Source organism: Pseudomonas sp. NFR09, from assembly GCF_900111535.1.
Lineage (GTDB): Bacteria > Pseudomonadota > Gammaproteobacteria > Pseudomonadales > Pseudomonadaceae > Aquipseudomonas > Aquipseudomonas extremorientalis.
In genome coordinates, this window is sequence record NZ_FOIH01000003.1 from 125124 (window position 1) to 144650 (window position 19527).

A 19527-nucleotide genomic window follows, 5' to 3' on the forward strand; every position below is an offset into this window, starting at 1 on the left:
CATGAAACCGGTGTTTATTGCCTTGCTGTTGACCTGCGCCAGTGCCCAGGCGGCCATGGGACCGTTCGATGTGTACGAGCAGGCTCTGCGTAACGATCCGGTGTTTCTCGGCGCGATCAAGGAGCGCGACGCCGGCCTGGAAAACCGCACCATCGGCCGCGCCGGGCTACTGCCCAGGCTGTCGTACAACTACAACAAGGGTCGTAACAACTCCCAGGCCACCTTGCCGGACGGGCGCGGTGGCAATTATCACGACGACCGTAACTACAACAGCTACGGCTCCACCTTCAGCCTGCAACAGCCGCTGTTCGATTACGAGGCCTACGCCAACTACCGCAAGGGCGTGGCCCAGGCGCTGTTTGCCGATGAAAGCTTTCGTGACAAGAGCCAGGCGTTGCTGGTGCGGGTGCTGACCTACTACACCCAGGCCTTGTTCGCCCAGGACCAGATCGACATCGCCCGCGCCAAGAAGAAGGCCTTCGAGCAACAGTTCCAGCAGAACCGGCACTTGTTCCAACAGGGCGAGGGCACTCGCACGGACATTCTGGAAGCCGAATCGCGCTACGAGCTGGCCACCGCCGAAGAGATCCAGGCGCTGGATGAACAGGACGCATCCTTGCGCGAGCTGGGCGCCTTGATCGGTGTACAGAGCGTCGACATCCACGACCTGGCGCCACTGAACCAGGGTTTTGCCGCGTTCACCCTGACCCCGGCCAACTACGACACCTGGCATGAGCTGGCTCTCAGCAACAACCCCACGCTGGCCTCCCAGCGCCAGGCCCTGGAAGTGGCGCGTTATGAAGTGGAGCGCAACCGTGCCGGGCATCTGCCCAAGGTCACGGCGTATGCCAGTTCGCGCCAGCAGGAATCCGACAGCGGTAACACTTACAACCAGCGCTACGACACCAACACCATTGGCGTCGAGGTCAGCCTGCCGCTGTATGCCGGTGGCGGCATCTCGGCCTCCACCCGCCAGGCCAGCCGCGCCATGGAGCAGGCCGAGTACGAGCTTGAGGGCAAGACCCGGGAAACCCTGATCGAACTGCGCCGGCAGTTCAGCGCCTGCCTGTCGGGGGTAAGCAAATTGCGCGCGTATCAGAAAGCCCTGGCGTCGGCCGAAGCACTGGTGGTGTCGACCAGGCAAAGCATCCTCGGCGGCGAGCGGGTCAACCTCGACGCTTTGAATGCCGAACAGCAGCTCTACAGCACCCGGCGCGATCTGGCCCAGGCGCGGTATGACTACCTGATGGCCTGGACCAAGTTGCACTACTACGCGGGCAACCTGCGCGATACCGATCTGGCCAAAGTGGATGAAGCGTTCGGCCCGATGAAATAAGCCGTCATAACAACAATAAGGAGGGTTTCAATGCTCTGCGACTCACGCCGTTTCAAACCGCTTGCCGCCGGTTCCTTGCTGCTGGTGTCCGTTGTGGCGCAGGCGGCCTATACCGAGGCCGGTCAACCGGGGAACGCCGCCAGTTGGCGCTCCGCCGAATTCCAGAGCGACTGGGGGCTGGGCCGCATGAAGGCGGATGAAGCTTACGCCGCTGGTATCACGGGTAACGGGGTGAAGATTGGTGCGCTGGACTCAGGTTTCGATCCCGACCACCCGGAAGCCGCCAAGGATCGCTATCACGCCGTCACCGCCAATGGCAGTTACGTCGATGGCAGCCCCTTCGGCACCAGCGGCGCGCTCAACCCCAACAATGACTCCCACGGCACCCATGTCACCGGCACCATGGGCGCGGCTCGTGATGGCGTCGGCATGCACGGCGTGGCCTATAACGCGCATATCTTCGTGGGCAACACCAACGCCAACGACAGCTTTCTGTTTGGTCCGACCCCGGACCCCAAGTACTTCAAGGCGGTGTACAGCGCCCTGGTGGATTCCGGCGTGCGCGCCATCAACAACAGTTGGGGCAGCCAACCCAAGGATGTTAGCTACCAGACCCTGGGTGATCTGCACGCCGCCTACGCCCAGCATTACAACCAGGGCACCTGGCTGGATGCGGCGGCGGACGTAGCCAAGGCCGGTGTCATCAACGTGTTCAGTGCCGGCAACAGTGGTTACGCGAATGCCAGCGTGCGCTCGGCGTTGCCGTATTTCCAGCCGGAACTGGAGGGGCACTGGCTGGCGGTATCGGGGCTGGATAAAGCCAATAGCCAGAAATACAACAAATGCGGCATCGCCCAGTACTGGTGCATTTCTACGCCTGGCGCGCTGATCAACAGTACCGTTCCCGGCGGTGGCTACGGCGTGAAGTCCGGCACCTCGATGTCGGCACCGCATGCCACGGGTGCGTTGGCATTGGTGATGGAACGTTATCCCTACATGACCAACGAACAGGCGTTGCAGGTGCTGCTGACCACCGCCACGCAGCTCGATGGTTCGATTACCCAGGCGCCCAACACCACGGTGGGTTGGGGCGTACCGGACCTGGCACGGGCGATGCACGGTCCGGGGCAGTTACTCGGGCCGATGAACGTCAGCCTGGCGGCCGGGCAGGGCGATGTCTGGAGCAATGGCATTTCCGACCAGGCCCTGCTCCAGCGCCAGGCGCAAGACGCCGCCGAGCACAGCGCCTGGCAGCAGACCCTGATCGACAAGGGCTGGCAAAACGGTGTGGGCGCCGCTGCCAGCCAGCAGGACCAGACCGATTACGCGGTCGGCACAGCACGCGACCAGGCGGCCGCGACACGGATTTATGAAGGCAGCCTGATCAAGTCCGGCGCAGGCACGCTGGTACTCGACGGCGACAGCACCTATCGCGGTGCGACCACCGTCAACGGCGGGCTGCTGGCGGTCAACGGTTCACTGACGTCTGCGGTGACCGTCAATGACCGCGGTACATTGGGCGGTTCCGGACGGATCGGCGCGCTGTCGGTCAACACGGGTGGACGAGTGGCGCCGGGCAATTCGGTGGGCACCTTGCAGGTGGCGGGTGACGTGAACCTGGGCGTGGGTTCCACCTATGCGGTGGAGCTCACGCCCACCAGTAGCGACCGTATCGTCGCCGGGGGCAAGGCGATCCTGGGCGGCGGCAACGTCAGCCTGGCGTTGGAAAACAGCCCGACCCTGCTCAGCGGCGCACAGGCGCAAAGCCTGATCGGCCGCCAGTACAGCATTCTTCAGGCGGCGGGTGGCATCCAGGGCCGATTTGGCCAGGTGTTGCCCGGCTATCTGTTCCTCGGTGGCACCCTGGGTTACGCCGCCAATGGCGTTCAATTGGACGTGGTCCGCAGCGCCGCCACGTTTGCCAGCGTCGCGGCGACCCGCAACCAACGCAATGTGGCGATCGCCGCCGAGCAACTGGGCGCGGGCAACCCGGTGTATGAAAGCATTCTGCAGTCCGATTCCGTCGAGGTGGCGCAACAAGGCTTGCAGCAACTGTCCGGTGAAATCTACCCGGCCATCGGCGCCATGCTGATCAACGACAGCCTGCAAGTGCGCGACGCCGTGGGCGAGCGCTTGCGCCACGTGCCGGTCACTGCTGAAAGCAACCTGTGGCTCAAGGCACTCGGTGCCTGGGGCAAGCGCGACAGCCGCAGCGAAACGGCGGGTTCCACCACGTCCCTCGGTGGCCTGCTGGGCGGGGTCGATGGTGCGCTGGACGAGCAGACGCGCGTGGGCCTGGTCGCCGGTTACAGCGACAGCTCCTTGAATATGGGCAGCGGCACGCATGCCTCGGCGTCCATCGACAGCTATCACCTCGGCGCGTATGTCGGGCGCGAGCTGGGTGATTGGCGCATCAGTGCCGGTGGCGCCTACAGCTGGCATCGCGGTGACGTGAAGCGCGACCTGCACTACGGCGCCGTCAGCGGCAAGCAGAAAACCAAACTGGAGGCGCGCACGGCGCAACTGTTCTCCGAAGCCGCCTACCGGATCAACCTGCAACCCTTGGCGCTGGAGCCGTTCGCCAACCTGGCCTATGTGCACCTGGACAGTGACCGCTTCCACGAAAAAGGCGACGCCGCCGCGCTTGAGCGTGGCAGTGATCGCCGGGACGCCGTGCTCGGCACCCTTGGCGTGCGTGCGTTGAAAACCATTGCCCTGAACGATCACCAGCCACTGCAGCTTTCCGCTTCGCTGGGCTGGCAACACAGCCTCACCGCCGTCGAATCCGCAGAGCACCTGGCGTTTGTCGCCGGTGGACCGTCATTTGCCGTGGGCAGTTCGCCGTTGCTGCGGGACGCCGCGCTGGTCGGCGTGCAGGCCAGCCTGGCGTTGAGCCCGGCCATGCGGGTCAACCTTGATTACAACGGCCAATTGGGTGGACGGGAGAAAACCCAGGGGGTGGGGCTGAGCCTCAACTGGCAGTTCTGAAGCGACTTACACACGTTCAATAAGAAAACTAAGGAAGGTCAGCGTGAACAAAAGCAAGTCAGGGTTAACAACCGCCATCCACACCGCCTTGGGCTACCCGCTCAACGCGACCCGCAGCGCGCCATACGGTGCCTTGCTGTGCTGCCTGGCAAGCCTGGGAACCGCCCAGGCCGCACCCTATGTGGAAACCGGCAAGCTGGGTGACGCCGCCAGCTGGCGCAGCACTGAATTCAAGGCCGACTGGGGCCTGGGCGCCGTGCATGCCGACGCCGCGTATGCCGCGGGCTATACCGGCAAGGGGGTCAAGCTGGGGATCTTCGACCAGCCGGTGTACGCCCAGCATCCGGAGTTCGCCAGCCCCGGCAAAGTCGTGACGATTGTCACTGAGGGCATCCGCCAGTACACCGACCCGTATATCCCGGTGAAGGCCGGCGATGCGTTTCGTTATGACGGCACGCCGTCGCTGGGCTCCAACGGCAAGCTGGGCAACCACGGCACCCATGTCGGCGGTATCGCTGCGGGCAATCGCGATGGCGGGCCGATGCATGGCGTGGCCTTCGATGCGCAAATCATCAGCGCCGAGAACGGCGACCCAGGCCCGGAAGACGGCATCATCCTTGGCAACGATGGCGCGGTGTACAAGGCCGGCTGGGACGCATTGGTCGCCAGTGGCGCACGGATCATCAACAACAGTTGGGGCATCGGCATCGGCGACCAATACGCCCAGGGCGGACGCGACCCGGCGTTCCCGAATTTCACGGTCAATGAAGCGCAGGCGCAGTTCAATAACATCCGGCCGATCCTCGGTACGATCGCCGGGGGCGCCTACCAGGGCGCCATCGACGCGGCCCGCAGCGGCGTACTGACGATCTTCGCCGCCGGCAACGACTACAACCGCAACAACCCGGATGCGATTTCCGGGCTGGCGTACTTTGTGCCCGAGATCGCGCCCAACTGGTTGTCCGTCGCGGCCTTGCAGCAGAACCCGGACACGGCGAGCGCCGACCCATATGTGATCAGTACGTTCTCCTCGCGTTGCGGCTACGCGGCGAGCTTCTGCGTGTCGGCCCCCGGTACCAGGATCTACAGTTCCGTCATCAATGGCACCAATCTGGACAACCTCACCACCGACTATGCCAACTTCAACGGCACCTCCATGGCCGCGCCTCACGTGGCCGGCAGCGCGGCCGTGCTGATGCAGCGTTTTGCGTACATGAGCGGCGACCAGATCTCGACGCTGCTCAAGACCACCGCCACCGACCTCGGCGCACCGGGCATCGACTCGCTGTATGGCTGGGGCATGATCAATCTGGGCAAGGCGATCAATGGCCCAGGCATGTTTGTCACGGCCGAGGACATCCCCGCCGAGTTCCGCATCGACGGCGCCTATGGCAGCGGTCAGTTTGTCGCGGATCTGCCGGGCGTGGGCGCGGTGGTCGATGCCGGCAAACCGACACAGCGGCTGTGCAACGATGTGCATTGCGGGCTGGACGTGTGGAGCAATGACATCGCCGGACACGGCGGCTTGACCAAACAAGGTATCGGCACCTTGGTGCTCACCGGCTCCAGCACTTACAGCGGCCCGACGCTGGTCAACCAGGGCCTGCTGGCCATCAACGGCTCAGTCATTTCGAACGTCACCGTCAGCCAGAGTGGGGTGGTTGGGGGGAGCGGGCGCATAGGTTCGTTGTTGGCGAAAAACGGCGGCACCGTAGCGCCGGGCAATTCCATCGGCACGCTGAACGTGGCCGGGGACGTCACCTTTGAGCCCGGGTCGACCTATGCCGTGGAGCTGTCGCCCACCAACAGCGATCGCATTGTGGCGGGAGGCACTGCCACCTTGAACGGCGGCACGGTGACCCTCGCGCTGGAAAACAGCCCGACACTGCTCAGCGGTGCCCAGGCGCAAAGCCTGATCGGGCGCCAGTACAACATCCTGCAAGCCGCCGGCGGCATTACCGGCAGCTTTGGCGCGGTGCTGCCCAACTACCTGTTCCTTGGCGGCAACCTGAATTACGCGGCCAACGGCGTGCAACTGGACGTGGCGCGTAACGCCAACAGTTTTGCCAGCGTGGGCGCCACGGACAACCAGCGCGCCGTGGCCAGCGCCGCTGAGCAACTGGGCGCGGGCAACGCCGTGTATGAAAGCCTGCTGTCGGCGCCGAACGCGGCATCGGCGCAAGGGGCTTTCCAGCAGCTGTCTGGGGAAATCTACCCGGCATTGGAAACGGCCTTGGTCAACGACAGCCGCTACGTGCGTGAAGCCGTGGGCGAGCGCCTGCGCAATGGCGAGATGGGCGCACCCAGCGAGACGCTCGACAGCCGTGGCAACGTGTGGGTGAAGGCCCTGGGCGCCTGGGGCAAGACCGACAGTCGCAGCGATACGGCCGGCTACACCACGTCCGTCGGCGGCATGCTCGCGGGGGTGGACGGTGCGCTCGACGAGTCCACGCGCATCGGTCTGGTCGCCGGTTACAGCGACACGTCACTCAACATGGGCAGCGGTACCCATTCCCGTGCTTCGGTCGACAGCTATCACTTCGGTGCGTACGCCGGGCATGAGATCGGCGCCTGGCGCCTGAGCGGCGGCGCCACCTACAGCTGGCACCGCGCAGACGTGAAACGTGACCTGCAATACGGCGATGTTTCAGGCAAACAGAAAGCCAAGGTTGATGCACGCAGCACCCAGGTGTTCACCGAAGCGGCCTACCGGGTCAATCTGCAACCGCTGGCCCTGGAACCGTTCGCCAACCTGGCCTACGTGCACCTGGACAGCGATGGCGTGACCGAAAAAGGCGACGCTGCTGCACTCAAAAGTCGCGACGACAGCCGCGACCTGGTGCTAAGCACCCTGGGTATGCGTGCCTTGAAAACCTTCACCGTGAATGACCACCAGCAACTGGAGGTGTCCGGCACCCTGGGCTGGCAGCACAACCTCAGCAGCAATGACTCTGAACAGCACCTGGCGTTTGCCTCGGGCGGCCCGTCGTTTGCGGTGGAAAGTGCGCCGATGGTGCGTGATGCGGCGCTGGTCGGGGCGCGGGTGAGCCTGGCGTTAAGCAAGCAGGCGCGAGTGAACTTTGACTACAACGGCGTGCTGGCCAGCAAGGAAAAAGTCCATGGCGTGGGCTTGAGCCTGGACTGGGCGTTCTGAGGGTTCAGCGACCTTTGCGGGTGCCGGCAAACCGGCACCCGCAGGTTTGGCTTTCTCGACAACTCCAACAAAAGAGAGGCACACCCCATGGGGATCTTTGACTATAAAAACCTCGGTGCCGAGGGTTCCAAGGCGTTGTTCGCCGATGCAATGGCGATCACTTTGTACACCTATCACAACCTGGATAACGGCTTTGCCGTGGGGTACCAGCACAATGGCCTGGGGCTTGGCCTGCCCGCCACGCTGGTCGGCGCATTGCTCGGCAGCACCGATTCCCAGGGCGTGATCCCCGGCATCCCGTGGAACCCGGATTCGGAAAAAGCCGCCCTGGACGCGGTGCACAAGGCCGGATGGACGCCGATCAGCGCCAGTGCCTTGGGCTACGGCGGCAAGGTCGATGCGCGAGGTACATTCTTCGGCGAGAAGGCCGGCTACACCACGGCCCAGGTCGAGGTGCTGGGCAAGTACGATGATGCCGGCAAGCTGCTGGAAATCGGCATTGGCTTTCGCGGCACCTCCGGACCACGGGAAACCCTGGTCAGCGATTCTATCGGCGATCTGGTCAGCGACTTGCTCGCGGCCCTGGGGCCCAAGGACTACGCGAAGAACTACGCCGGCGAAGCCTTTGGCGGTTTGCTCAAAAATGTCGCCGACTACGCCAGCGCCCATGGCCTGAGCGGCAAGGACGTGGTGGTCAGTGGGCATAGCCTGGGTGGGTTGGCGGTCAACAGCATGGCAGACCTGAGCAACAGCAAATGGTCCGGCTTCTACAAGGACGCCAACTACGTGGCCTATGCCTCGCCGACCCAGAGTGCCGGCGACAAGGTGCTCAATATCGGCTACGAAAACGACCCGGTGTTCCGGGCCCTGGATGGTTCGTCCTTCAACCTGTCGTCCCTGGGCGTGCACGACACCCCCCATGCGTCGACTACCGACAACATCGTCAGCTTCAACGACCACTATGCGTCGACGCTGTGGAATGTGATGCCGTTTTCCATCGTCAACCTGCCGACCTGGATCTCGCACCTGCCCACCGGCTATGGCGATGGCATGACGCGCATCCTGGAGTCGGGCTTCTACGAGCAGATGACCCGCGATTCCACGGTGATCGTGGCCAACCTGTCCGACCCGGCACGGGCCAACACCTGGGTGCAGGACCTCAACCGCAATGCCGAGCCGCACAAAGGCGATACCTTCATCATCGGCAGCGACGGCAATGACCTGATCCAGGGCGGCAAGGGTGCGGACTTTATCGAGGGGGGCAAGGGTAATGACACCATTCGCGACAACAGTGGGCACAACACCTTCCTGTTCAGCGGCCACTTCGGTAACGATCGGGTGATCGGCTATCAACCCACGGACAAGTTGGTGTTCAAGGATGTGGAAGGCAGCCCCGACTTGCGTGACCATGCAAAAGTGGTCGGCGCGGATACGGTGCTCACCTTTGGCGCCGACTCAGTGACCTTGGTCGGCATCGGGCAAGGCGGCCTCTGGGCGGACGGTGTGAGTATCGGTTGAATAAGGCTAAACGCAGCGGCGTGGAAATCCTTCGGTAAATAAATATCTACCTGGTTGTCGCGACGGATCGCTCGGTGTGCCTGCGTTTAACGATCAAGCGAGCCGTTTCGCGTGATGACGTGGGAGGAACCGAGCATGTCCCGATTGCGATTGTTGCTGTGCCCCCTGGTACTGCTGGGGTTGGCTGGGTGTGCGGTGTACCCGGCGTATCCTGGCCCGTGCTGCTATCACCCGTACTACCACTCGTACTATTACCATCCCTACTATCACCCGTACTACCACCCGTATTACCGCTATTAACCGAGCGATAATGCAAAAAAAGCCCCGCACTGCGGGGCTTTTCATTGTTATTTTTCTTTGATAACCGTCGCGACATCGGCGGCTTTGACTCGGATGCGCTTGCCGGCGATATCGGTAAATTCGTAGAAACCGTCGGCGGTCTTTGCGTTGGGGGTGTCCTTGGTCAAATACTGCGTGCCATTTTGCAGCGTCACTACGGTTTGCGTTGCGCAACCGGCCAGTACCAGAAAAGTGAGTGCAACCAGCGGCAGCCCCAGATTCTTCATGTTCATAACCCTTACCTTGACCTTGAAAAGTCCCGCGCCAGAGGCGACGGGCGACAAATGTTACGCCATCGATTCTCCCATCTGATCACTTTTATGAGAAAAGTTGCAGGTGCCATTTATCTATTACCGATTGCAACAGGGCATTTGGGACGGCACTCTGTATGCATAACCAGTATTCGATCAGCGCGTGAAATGGCCAACCCTCTCGACGATCCCCTGTATTACCTGCATAACTTCCGCCGAGTGCTGCTGTGGCTGGCACAGCGCTATGCCGATTTGCTGGACCCGGACGAACAGCTTTTTATTCAGCAATTTGACAGGTTGCCGCAGGCGTCCCAGGCGCTTTTGGTGCGTATGGTGATGCGCAAGGGCGTGCATTTTCGGGCCCGCAAGCTCAATTACCTGGAGATTGGTTGCCCCCATGCGGCTGCCGGGCCGCTGATGGAACTGGGTTGGGTGGACGATCAGTACCTACTGGCCTTTGAAGAGCTGTTCGCCGTGCTGCAAAAAGCTGAAATCCTGGCCGCGTTCAAGCCGTGGATAGACCAGCCCAAAGGCAAGAAAACCGATTGGCTGGAAGGGCTGTCGGCGCAATTCATGGACAGCCGCAGCTTTGCCACCTGGTGCCCCGAGCTGGCCGACAGGTTGTTCAGCCTCACGGTGATGGAGCTGTGCGACCGTCTGCGCCTGATGTTCTTCGGCAACCTGCATCAGGACTGGTCCGAGTTTGTATTGGCTGATCTGGGCATCTACACCTATGAAAAGGTCGAGTTCTGCGCCGAATCCCGTGGTTTGCGCCATCGTGACGATGTGCAGGGGTATCTGTTCCTGCACCACTGCCAGCAGGCCTTCGAGGCCGGTGAGCCGCTGGAAGATGTACTGGCCGGGATCGCCACGCTGGACACCGATAACCCCTGGCTGGAAAAACGCCGCGCCAAGCTGTTGTTCCAGATTGGTCAATATTGCGAACGCACTGCCGAGCTGGCCGTGGCGGAGCGGATTTACCGGAGCTGCACCTACCCCGGTGCCCGCTCACGGTTGATCCGCGTGCTGGAGCGCCAGGAGGATTACGCCCTGGCCATGGCCCTGGCGAACACGGCCCAACAGGCCCCGGAAAGCGCCGCCGAACAGCAGCACTTGCTGCGTGTCATCCCACGCCTGCGCCGCAAACTGGGCGAGCCGGCGTTGCCCAAGGTCAAGCCACGGCCGGTCACGCGCCTGGACCTGGCCCTCACACTGCCAGAACCCTTGATGTCGGTGGAGTACTGCGTGCAGGCGCACCTCAGCGAGCCGGATGGGCCGGTACATTATGTGGAAAACGGCCTGATCAATTCGTTGTTCGGCCTGCTGTGCTGGGAAGTGATTTTTGCGCCGTTGCCGGGTTCGTTTTTCCACCCGTTCCAGCGCGGCCCCGCCGACCTGCACAGCGCGGATTTTCACCAGCGCCGTGCGCCGCTGTTCGCCGCGTGTTTCGAGCAACTGCAGGACGAGCGCTACAAAACCACTATCCGCCAACGCTACCGCGACAAATGGGGCATCCAGTCGCCCTTCGTGTTCTGGAACCTGCTCAGCGAAGAGCTGCTGGAGCAGGCCCTGGCCTGTTTGCCCGCCGAGCACCTGCGCTACTGGTTCGAGCGGCTGCTGCTGGACATCCGCGCCAATCGCGCCGGCATGCCCGACCTGATCCAGTTCTGGCCCGCGCAAAAGACCTACCGCATGATCGAGGTGAAAGGCCCCGGCGATCGCCTGCAAGACAACCAGCTGCGCTGGCTGGAGTTCTGCGGCGAGTACCAGATGCCGGTGACGGTCTGCTATGTGCGCTGGGCACAATCCGCTTGAGCTACACCGTCGCGGTGCGGGCGCTGTGCGAGTTCACGGCCAAGGTCGGTGACCTCGACCTGCGCTTCACACCGTCGCCGAGCGCCCAGGAAGGCATCGCCGGCCACCGTACCGTAGCGTCGCGGCGCAGCCAGCACTACCAGAATGAAGTGGCGCTGGAGGGGCAATACCAGCAACTCACGGTGCGGGGCAGGGCGGATGGCTATGACCCGGATGCCAACCGCCTTGAAGAAGTGAAGACCTATCGCGGTGACCTCGATGCCCAGCCCGCCAACCATCGGCAATTGCACTGGGCCCAGGTCAAGGTGTATGGCTGGTTGATGTGCCGCAAACTCGGGCTCGCGCAAATCGACCTGGCGCTGGTTTACTTCGATATCGTCGGTGAGGGCGAGACCTTGCTCAACCAGCGCTTTCAAGCCAGTGAACTGGAGCCGTTCTTCAACCAGCAATGCGCGCTGTTCCTCGGCTGGGCCGAGCAGGAAATGCAACACCGCGCAGCGCGCAACGGCGCCGCGCAGACCCTGGCGTTCCCCCATGCGGATTTTCGCCCTGGCCAGCGCTCACTGGCCGAGTCGGTGTACAAGGCAGTCAGCACCGGCCGCTGCCTGATGGCCCAGGCACCGACCGGCATCGGCAAGACCATCGGCACGATTTTCCCGTTGCTCAAGGCCCTGGCGCCCCAGCAATTGGACACGTTGTTCTTCCTCACCGCCAAGACTCCCGGCCGCAAACTCGCCCTGGACGCCGCCCAAGTGCTGTATGCCAGCAGCCCCGGCTTGCCGTTGCGTGTGCTGGAACTGGTGGCGCGGGACAAAGCCTGCGAGCACCTGGACAAAGCCTGTCATGGCGACTCCTGCCCATTGGCCAAGGGCTTCTACGACCGCTTGCCCGCCGCGCGCATCGCCGCGTCCAAGGTGCGCCTGCTCGACCAGCGCAACCTGCGTGACGTGGCCCTGGCGCATCAGGTCTGCCCGTATTACCTGAGCCAGGAAATGGCGCGCTGGGCTGACCTGGTGGTCGCTGACTACAACTACTACTTCGACTTTGGCGCCATGCTGTTCGGCCTGGCCCAGCTCAACCAATGGCGTGTAGCGGTGCTGGTGGACGAGGCTCACAACCTGGTCGAACGGGCGCGTTCGATGTACAGCGCCAGCCTCGACCAGTACCACCTCAAGACCCTGCGCGACAGCGCCCCGGAACCGTTGAAGAAACCCTTGCAGCGCCTCAACCGTGAGTGGAACGCGCTGCACAAGGACCAGCTTGCGCCGTACCAGGCCTACGCCGCCCGCCCGGACAAACTGTTGCAGGCCCTGAGCCTGTGCGCCAGCGCCATGGGCGAATACTTCAACGAGCACCCCGAGTCCCTCAGCGGCGACCTGCAAGCCTTCTATTTCGATGTGCTGCAATTTGCCAAGGTGGCGGAGCTGTTCAACGAGCACTTCATTTTCGACATCAGCAAGCGCCAGCTCAGCGGCAAACGCAGCAGTTCCACCCTGTGCCTGCGTAATGTGGTGCCCGCCGAATTCATCCGCCCGCGATTGACGGCTGCCCGCAGCAGCGTGCTGTTTTCCGCGACCCTGAGCCCCCGACATTACTACGCCGACTTGCTGGGTTTGCCGGCGGATACGGCGTGGGTCGATGTGGAGTCACCGTTCAAGGCCGAGCAGTTGCAGGTGCGCATCGTCGCTGAAATCTCCACGCGCTTTGTGCACCGCCAGGCCTCGCTGGAGCCAATCGTCGAGCTGATTGCCCGCCAGTACACGCAACAACCTGGCAACTACCTGGCGTTTTTCTCAAGCTTTGATTACCTGCAACAGGTTGCGCAGTTGCTCGCCGAGCGACATCCGCAGATCGTGCTATGGCAGCAGTCACGCGGCATGGCCGAGGCCGAGCGCCAGGCGTTCCTCGACCAGTTCACCGAACACAGCCAGGGCATCGGCTTTGCCGTGCTGGGCGGCGCATTTGGCGAGGGCATCGACTTGCCGGGGGCACGCTTGATCGGTGCGTTCATTGCCACCCTCGGGTTGCCGCAACTGAACCCGGTCAATGAACAGATGAAACTGCGCATGGGCGCGATCTTCGGCGCTGGCTACGACTACACCTACCTGTATCCCGGCCTGCAGAAAGTGGTGCAGGCGGCGGGGCGGGTGATCCGTAGCCAGCAGGACCGTGGCGTGGTGATGCTGATCGATGACCGTTTCGGCGAAGGCCAGGTACGCCAGTTGTTGCCGCGCTGGTGGGCGCTGGCTTGAGTTTTTCCTGCCATCAATGAGGCTGGTGCCGGAGTCGGTCCTCCCGCACCTGGCGTTGCTCGAACCGGAGCGGGTCAACGCGCTGATGCTCGGGTTTCCAGGGAAAACGTAAAGGTTGCGCCTCGGCCAGGGCGGTCCTCCAGGCTGATGCTGCGCCCGTGCAGTTGCAGGATGCGGTGCACGATTCGCAGGCCCAACCCCCCGTCGCGCCGGGCGCCGCCAATGGTGAATGCGCGCAGGAACAGGCCTTCGCGTAATTCGGCGTCGATGCCCGGGCCGCTGTCGCTGACGGTGACGGCTACCGCATGGGTTTGAGGCGTCAGGATGACCTCGATTTCGCCGTTGACCGGGGTATGCCGCAGGGCATTGTCCAGCAGGTTGGTCAGCACCCGTTCTATCAACCCCAGGTCTGCCTGCACCGTCGGCACCTGCGGCGGCAGGCTGGCCGTCAGCGTGATGCCGCGTGCCTCGGCAGTCAGTTCGAATTTCTGGAAGATGTCCTGCACCAGGTCCGGCAATGAAAAACCTTCGATCACCGGCTGCACAAAGCCATGCTCCAGGCGCACCAGTTCCAGCAGCGATTGGGCCAGGCCGCCGACTTTGCGGCTCTGGTCTAAAGCAATCCCGAGGTAGCGGCGGCGCTCTTCAGGGCTGAGGCTGGCATCCTTGAGCGACAGGGTTTCCAGGTAACCGTGCAACGAGGCCAGCGGTGTGCGCAGGTCATGGGAGATATTCGCGACCATTTCCCGGCGTTCCTGGTCCTGGTGGGTGATGGCGCGCCACTGTTCGCCCAGGCGGTTCTCCATTTGCGCGAAGGCGTGATCCAGCACGGCGATTTCATCGCCGCTGGTGAGTGGCACTGCAACGGATTCTGCCGGTTTGGGCGCGCCATTGATGTCGAACTGGCCAACCTTGTCAGTGAGTTGACGCAGCGGTCGGGTGATCCAGGCAAACGCGATCAGGCCGGCCGTCAGGCAGAGCAGGGCAACCAGGCCGATGGACCACAGGGCGATCTTCAAGGCCATGCCGGTGGCGTCCTTGGCGTCGTACGCATCGTGGGCTTCACCGAGCAGGACCACATACAGGAACCCGATCTGCTGCCCGCCGGCGGTGAGTGGCGCGGCGCTGAATACCTTGCGCCCATCGACACTGCGCGGGTCGTCCCCGAGGATCGGCAGCATGAAGCCCGCGAGGAAGCGCCGGATGGGCGCCAGGTCGACCTTGTCGCGCAACAGGTGGCCGCTGGGTGCGGCGTTGCCGACCACGCGGCCGTCGATGTTGAGCAGGTACACCTCGACGCTGGGGTTGACCAGCATCAACTGGCTGAACAGGTTGCGCACGGCGTCGGGCTTGAGGCCGTCGGCGTCCATCAATTGGGTGTCGCGGGCGATGTGCGCCGCGAGATCGCGGGACAGGCCTTGCACCACCTCCAGCTCGTGCATGCGGTTGGAACGCACCTGCAGCCACGCCGAGGTGCCGCTGCAGATCAACAGCAGTACCGCGAACACCAGCGACAGGCGCTGGGTGAGGGTGAGCTTCATGGCGGGCTCTCGGCAAACTTGTAGCCACGGCCCCACACCGTGAGGATGCGCGCCGGGTTGGCCGGGTCGACTTCGACCTTGGCCCGCAGGCGGTTGATGTGGGTGTTGACCGTGTGTTCATAGCCTTCGTGGCTGTAGCCCCACACCGCGTTGAGCAAGTCCATGCGCGAGAACACTTTGCCCGGTTGGCGCGCGAAGAAGTACAGCAGGTCGAACTCCCGTGGGGTCAGGTCCAGGCGCTGGCCTTGCAGGGTGGCGTCACGGGTCAGCGGGTTGATGAACAACTGGCCGAGGTCGAGGCTGCCGGCGTCCATCTTCAGGTTGCGCGCCATGGCGTCGACCCGGCGCAGCAACGCTTTCACCCGGGCCACCAGTTCCGGCATGGAAAACGGCTTGGCCAGGTAATCATCCGCGCCCAGCTCCAGGCCGAGGATGCGGTGCAGTTCGCTGGAGCGTGCACTGGTGATGATGATCGGGGTGTAGCGCGTCATGGCACGGGCGCGCCGGCAGATCTCCAGGCCATCCACGCCAGGCAGCATCAGGTCGAGGATCAGCGCATCCCAGCCGCCTTGCTCCAGCAGGCGCAGGCCTTCATTGCCATCGGCGCTGTGCACCACGTCGAACTGTTCATCACGCAGGTGCAGGCAGATCAGGTCGGCGATATGGGCATCGTCCTCGACCACCAGGACACGTTTGGGCTGATCCATGTAAGAGAAACCTTCGCTTGTAGTTCGCGCATTGTGCGGCTTTTGCAACAGTGTAGTTATCACGAATTGTTTAACTCTGCGTGAGGATTCCGCGACGGTAAACAGCCCAACATTCCCGTTACTTCAAAGAGGGAAAACACCATGTACTCACGCCGACAAATACTCCTGGCCAGTGGCGACCTGGATGTCGCCATGACGTTCGCGACGGCGTAAGCCAATGTCTTTTTCTTATAAGGGTCCATCCCATGTGGCTTCTGGTTCTCGCGTATCTGGGCGGCGTGCTGACAATCGTCAGTCCGTGCATCCTGCCTGTTCTGCCTTTTGTCTTCGCTCGCACCGGGCAGCCGTTTTTGCGCAGTGGCTTGCCGCTGTTAGCGGGGATGGCGGTGACATTCGCCCTGGTGGCCTCGCTGGCGGCGGTGGGCGGCGGTTGGGTGGTGCAGGTCAATCAATTCGGGCGCTGGCTCGCGTTGCTGTGCGTTGCCCTGTTCGGACTCACGTTGTTGTTGCCGCAACTGTCGGACCGCCTGACGCGCCCGCTGGTGGCCGCCGGCAGTCGTTTGTCGCAAGCCGCCGGGGCCGATGCCCGGCCGCGGCCGGGCGCGTCGTTCCTGATCGGCGTGGCCACCGGGCTGCTCTGGGCACCGTGCGCCGGGCCGATCCTGGGGCTGGTGCTCACCGGCGCGGCGCTGCAGGGCGCCAGCATCGGTACTACCTTGCTCTTGCTGGCTTACGCCGCCGGTGCTGCCACCTCCCTCGCGCTGGCGTTGCTGGTCGGCGGTAAGGTGTTTGGTTTCATGAAGAAGTCTCTCGGTGCCGGCGAATGGCTGCGCCGGGGCCTGGGTGGGTTGATGCTGGCCGGTGTGGCCGCGATTGCGCTGGGCCTCGACATGGGCGTGCTGTCGCGGCTGTCGACCGCGTCCACCGGTGGCCTGGAACAAAGCCTGGTGGATCGCCTGAGCGCCAAGCCGGCGCAGCCGGGCGGGGCGATGATGATGGCCGCCAATCACAGCGACACCTTGCCGATCGAAGGCGCGCTGCCGCCCCTCGACGGTGCCGTGCAATGGCTCAACAGCCCGCCACTGAGCACCGAAGCACTCAAGGGCAAGGTGGTGTTGGTGGACTTCTGGACCTACTCCTGCATCAACTGCCTGCGCACCTTGCCGTATGTAAAGGCCTGGGCCGAGAAATATCGCGACCAGGGCCTGGTGGTGATCGGCGTGCATGCGCCGGAGTTCGCCTTTGAGCGCGACGTGAACAACGTCACCCAGGCCATGAAGGACCTGGGCATCACTTACCCTGTGGCCATCGACAACAACTACAAGATCTGGCGCGCGTTCAACAACCAGTATTGGCCGGCCCATTATTTCGCCGATGCCAAGGGCCAGATTCGCTACCACCACTTCGGTGAAGGCGACTACGCCGAGTCGGAGCGGGTGATCCAGCAGTTGTTGCGTGAAGCCGGCGCGAAGAACGTCGCGGGCGGCTTGATCGAAGCCGATGCCAAGGGCGTGCAACAAGCGCCGGACATGAACGAGGTGCAGTCGCCGGAAACCTACCTGGGTTCGCAGCGCGCCGAAAACTTCGTCAAGTCCGGCACCCTGGCACTCAACCAGTGGACCCTGCAAGGCCAATGGAACGTCGGCGGCCAGCAAGCCACCCTCGACCAGGCCGGTGGGCGCATCGTCTACCGCTTCCACGCCCGCGACCTGCACCTGGTGCTCGGCCCGGGCGCCGACGGCAAGCCGGTGCGTTTCAAGGTCACGATCGACGGCCAGGCCCCGGGCGGTGCCCATGGCACCGACGTCGCACCGGATGGCAGCGGCACCGTCACCGAACAGCGTTTGTACCAACTGGTGCGTCAGCCGGGCGCCGTGCAGGACCGCACCTTCACCATTGAATTCCTTGACCCCAACGTGTCGGCGTATGCCTTCACCTTTGGTTAACCCGGAGTGCCTGCCATGAATGTATTCAAATACCTGCCAGTCCTGGCCTTCGCAGCGTTCGTCGGTCAAAGCCCGGCCTTTTCCTTTGGCGCCGCCGCCGACGACGCCGTGGTGATCGCGCCGCCCGCCCTGGACCTGCCCGCCGAAGCTCGCAACCTGCAAACCGCTGTGTTCGCCGGCGGCTGTTTCTGGGGCGTTCAAGGGGTGTTCCAGCATGTGCAAGGCGTGAAGAACGCCGTGTCCGGCTACGATGGCGGCGCTGCAAGCACAGCGCAATATGAGTCCGTCAGCGACGGCAACACCGGCCACGCCGAAGCGGTTTCCGTCACCTACGACCCGAGCAAAATCAGCTTCGGCAAACTGCTGCAGATCTACTTCTCAGTGGCACACAACCCCACCGAACTCAACCGCCAGGGCCCCGACACCGGCACCCAGTACCGTTCGGCGATCTTTGCGCAGAACGCCGAACAGCAAAACGTCGCCCAGGCCTACATCGCCCAGTTGGACGCCGCCAAGTCTTTCGACAAACCCATCGTCACTAAAATCGAGATGGGCAAGGTGTTCTACCCGGCGGAGTCCTATCATCAGGACTTCCTCACCGAGAACCCGTCCTACCCCTACATCGTGATCAATGATCTTCCGAAGGTGGCGCAGCTCAAGAAACTCTTTCCCGACCAATACCGCGCCGAGCCGGTGCTGGTAAAACACCAGTAACCCCGGTTGTGGATTACACAACCTCCAGGTACGAGCTGTGAATTGCTCGCGCCAACTCGCGCACGGTATCGATAAACTCGGTGAGACGGCTGTGCAAGCCGTCTTCAAGGATTTCATCAATCCCCGTATACCGCAGCCGCGCCTCGAACTCCGCCGCCAGGCGCTGCGCCGTGCGCCCATAACTACCAGGCAGGTCCGCCAGGATATGGCTCAACTCCTCGATGCACGCATGCAACGAGCGCGGTACATCGCTGCGCAACAGCAGTAATTCGGACACGGAACGGGCGTTCAACGCGTTCGGGTACAGCTCCGTATACGCCTCGAAGGACGACAACGCGCGGAGCAGGGCGCTCCACTGGTAATAACCGCGTGCCGACAAGTCACTGACTTCTTCCGATTCCTCGCCGAACATCTCGTAGCGCGCATCCAGCAAACGCAGGGTGTTGTCGGCACGCTCGACAAAGGTGCCGAGGCGAATGAACCGATAGGCGTCATTGCGCATGATCGTCCCCGAGGTTGCCCCACGAAACAGGTGCGAGCGCTGCTTGACCCAATCACAGAAGTGGCTGATGCCGTGTCGCGCCAGGCCGCCGGCGGCGATGCTGCGCATTTCCAGCCAGGTGGCGTTGAGGTTTTCCCACATGTCGGCGGTGATGCGCCCGCGTACGGCGTGGGCATTGCCACGGGCGGCGCGCAGGCAGTTGTAGATGCTGGCGGGGTTTTCTTCATCGAGGGCGAAGAAGTGCAGCATGCGCTCGGCATCCAGCTGTCTATGGCGTTCAAGGTAGCTGTCCAGGGTGCCGCTGCTGAGCAACGACATGGCCAGTTCGTCCAGACCGTCGCTGCGCCCGGCTTGTGGCATCAACGACAGCGAGTAACTGACTTCGAGCATGCGCGCCAGGTTTTCGGCACGCTCCAGGTAACGGGACATCCAGTACAGATCTGCGGCGGTTCTACTCAACATAC

The 19527-nt window shown here is 63.0% G+C and carries 13 protein-coding genes; 9 read left to right on the forward strand and 4 right to left on the reverse strand.

Annotated features, from left to right (window positions below):
* The first annotated feature begins 1 nt into the window (after position 1).
* From BMX59_RS08025 to BMX59_RS30425, 5 genes are all read left to right on the forward strand, one after another.
* A complete protein-coding gene (locus tag BMX59_RS08025; protein ID WP_092243444.1) occupies positions 2 to 1336 on the forward strand; it encodes a TolC family outer membrane protein in 1335 nt (444 codons plus the stop codon).
* A gap of 30 nt (positions 1337 to 1366) precedes the next feature.
* Entirely contained in the window at positions 1367 to 4324 is a 2958-nt protein-coding gene (locus BMX59_RS08030; protein WP_093120969.1) for an autotransporter serine peptidase EprS, read from the forward strand.
* 43 nt (positions 4325 to 4367) lie between these two features.
* Entirely contained in the window at positions 4368 to 7478 is a 3111-nt protein-coding gene (locus tag BMX59_RS08035; RefSeq protein ID WP_093120970.1) for an autotransporter serine protease, read from the forward strand.
* Positions 7479 to 7565: 87 nt separating this feature from the next.
* Positions 7566 to 8996, forward strand: a complete 1431-nt coding sequence (locus BMX59_RS08040) for a polyurethane esterase (RefSeq protein ID WP_093120971.1) — start codon at positions 7566 to 7568, stop codon at positions 8994 to 8996.
* 135 nt (positions 8997 to 9131) lie between these two features.
* Entirely contained in the window at positions 9132 to 9296 is a 165-nt protein-coding gene (locus BMX59_RS30425) for a hypothetical protein (RefSeq protein ID WP_175486664.1), read from the forward strand.
* Between the two features lie 47 nt (positions 9297 to 9343).
* Here BMX59_RS30425 and BMX59_RS08045 read toward each other — a convergent pair whose 3' ends face one another.
* Entirely contained in the window at positions 9344 to 9568 is a 225-nt protein-coding gene (locus BMX59_RS08045; protein ID WP_071488353.1) for a YgdI/YgdR family lipoprotein, read from the reverse strand.
* A gap of 186 nt (positions 9569 to 9754) precedes the next feature.
* Here BMX59_RS08045 and BMX59_RS08050 point away from each other — a divergent pair, with 186 nt between their 5' ends.
* Positions 9755 to 11401 (forward strand): VRR-NUC domain-containing protein, encoded by a 1647-nt coding sequence (locus BMX59_RS08050; RefSeq protein WP_093120972.1) that lies wholly within the window; start codon positions 9755 to 9757, stop codon positions 11399 to 11401.
* Positions 11398 to 13653, forward strand: a complete 2256-nt coding sequence (locus tag BMX59_RS08055; protein WP_092243461.1) for an ATP-dependent DNA helicase — start codon at positions 11398 to 11400, stop codon at positions 13651 to 13653. The genes BMX59_RS08050 and BMX59_RS08055 overlap by 4 nt, the downstream gene beginning before the upstream one ends.
* Positions 13654 to 13727: 74 nt before the next feature.
* On the opposite strand, the gene BMX59_RS08060 is transcribed toward BMX59_RS08055, so the two are convergent.
* The gene (locus BMX59_RS08060) at positions 13728 to 15194 is read right to left on the reverse strand and encodes a sensor histidine kinase (RefSeq protein ID WP_093120973.1); all 1467 of its coding nucleotides are present in this window, start codon (positions 15192 to 15194) and stop codon (positions 13728 to 13730) included.
* Positions 15191 to 15901 (reverse strand): response regulator transcription factor, encoded by a 711-nt coding sequence (locus BMX59_RS08065; RefSeq protein WP_093120974.1) that lies wholly within the window; start codon positions 15899 to 15901, stop codon positions 15191 to 15193. Before BMX59_RS08065 ends, BMX59_RS08060 begins: the two co-directional genes overlap by 4 nt.
* A gap of 245 nt (positions 15902 to 16146) precedes the next feature.
* Here BMX59_RS08065 and BMX59_RS08070 point away from each other — a divergent pair, with 245 nt between their 5' ends.
* Positions 16147 to 17847, forward strand: a complete 1701-nt coding sequence (locus BMX59_RS08070) for a cytochrome c biogenesis protein DipZ (protein ID WP_093120975.1) — start codon at positions 16147 to 16149, stop codon at positions 17845 to 17847.
* A 15-nt stretch (positions 17848 to 17862) separates the two neighbouring features.
* Positions 17863 to 18561, forward strand: coding sequence for a peptide-methionine (S)-S-oxide reductase MsrA (gene msrA, locus BMX59_RS08075; protein ID WP_093120976.1), 699 nt, complete (start codon positions 17863 to 17865; stop codon positions 18559 to 18561).
* A gap of 13 nt (positions 18562 to 18574) precedes the next feature.
* Here the strand turns inward: msrA and BMX59_RS08080 are convergent, their stop codons facing one another.
* Positions 18575 to 19525 carry an alpha-E domain-containing protein gene (locus tag BMX59_RS08080; protein ID WP_093120977.1) on the reverse strand — a complete coding sequence of 317 codons (951 nt, stop codon included), beginning with the start codon at positions 19523 to 19525 and terminating at the stop codon, positions 18575 to 18577.
* Positions 19526 to 19527: the final 2 nt, after the last annotated feature.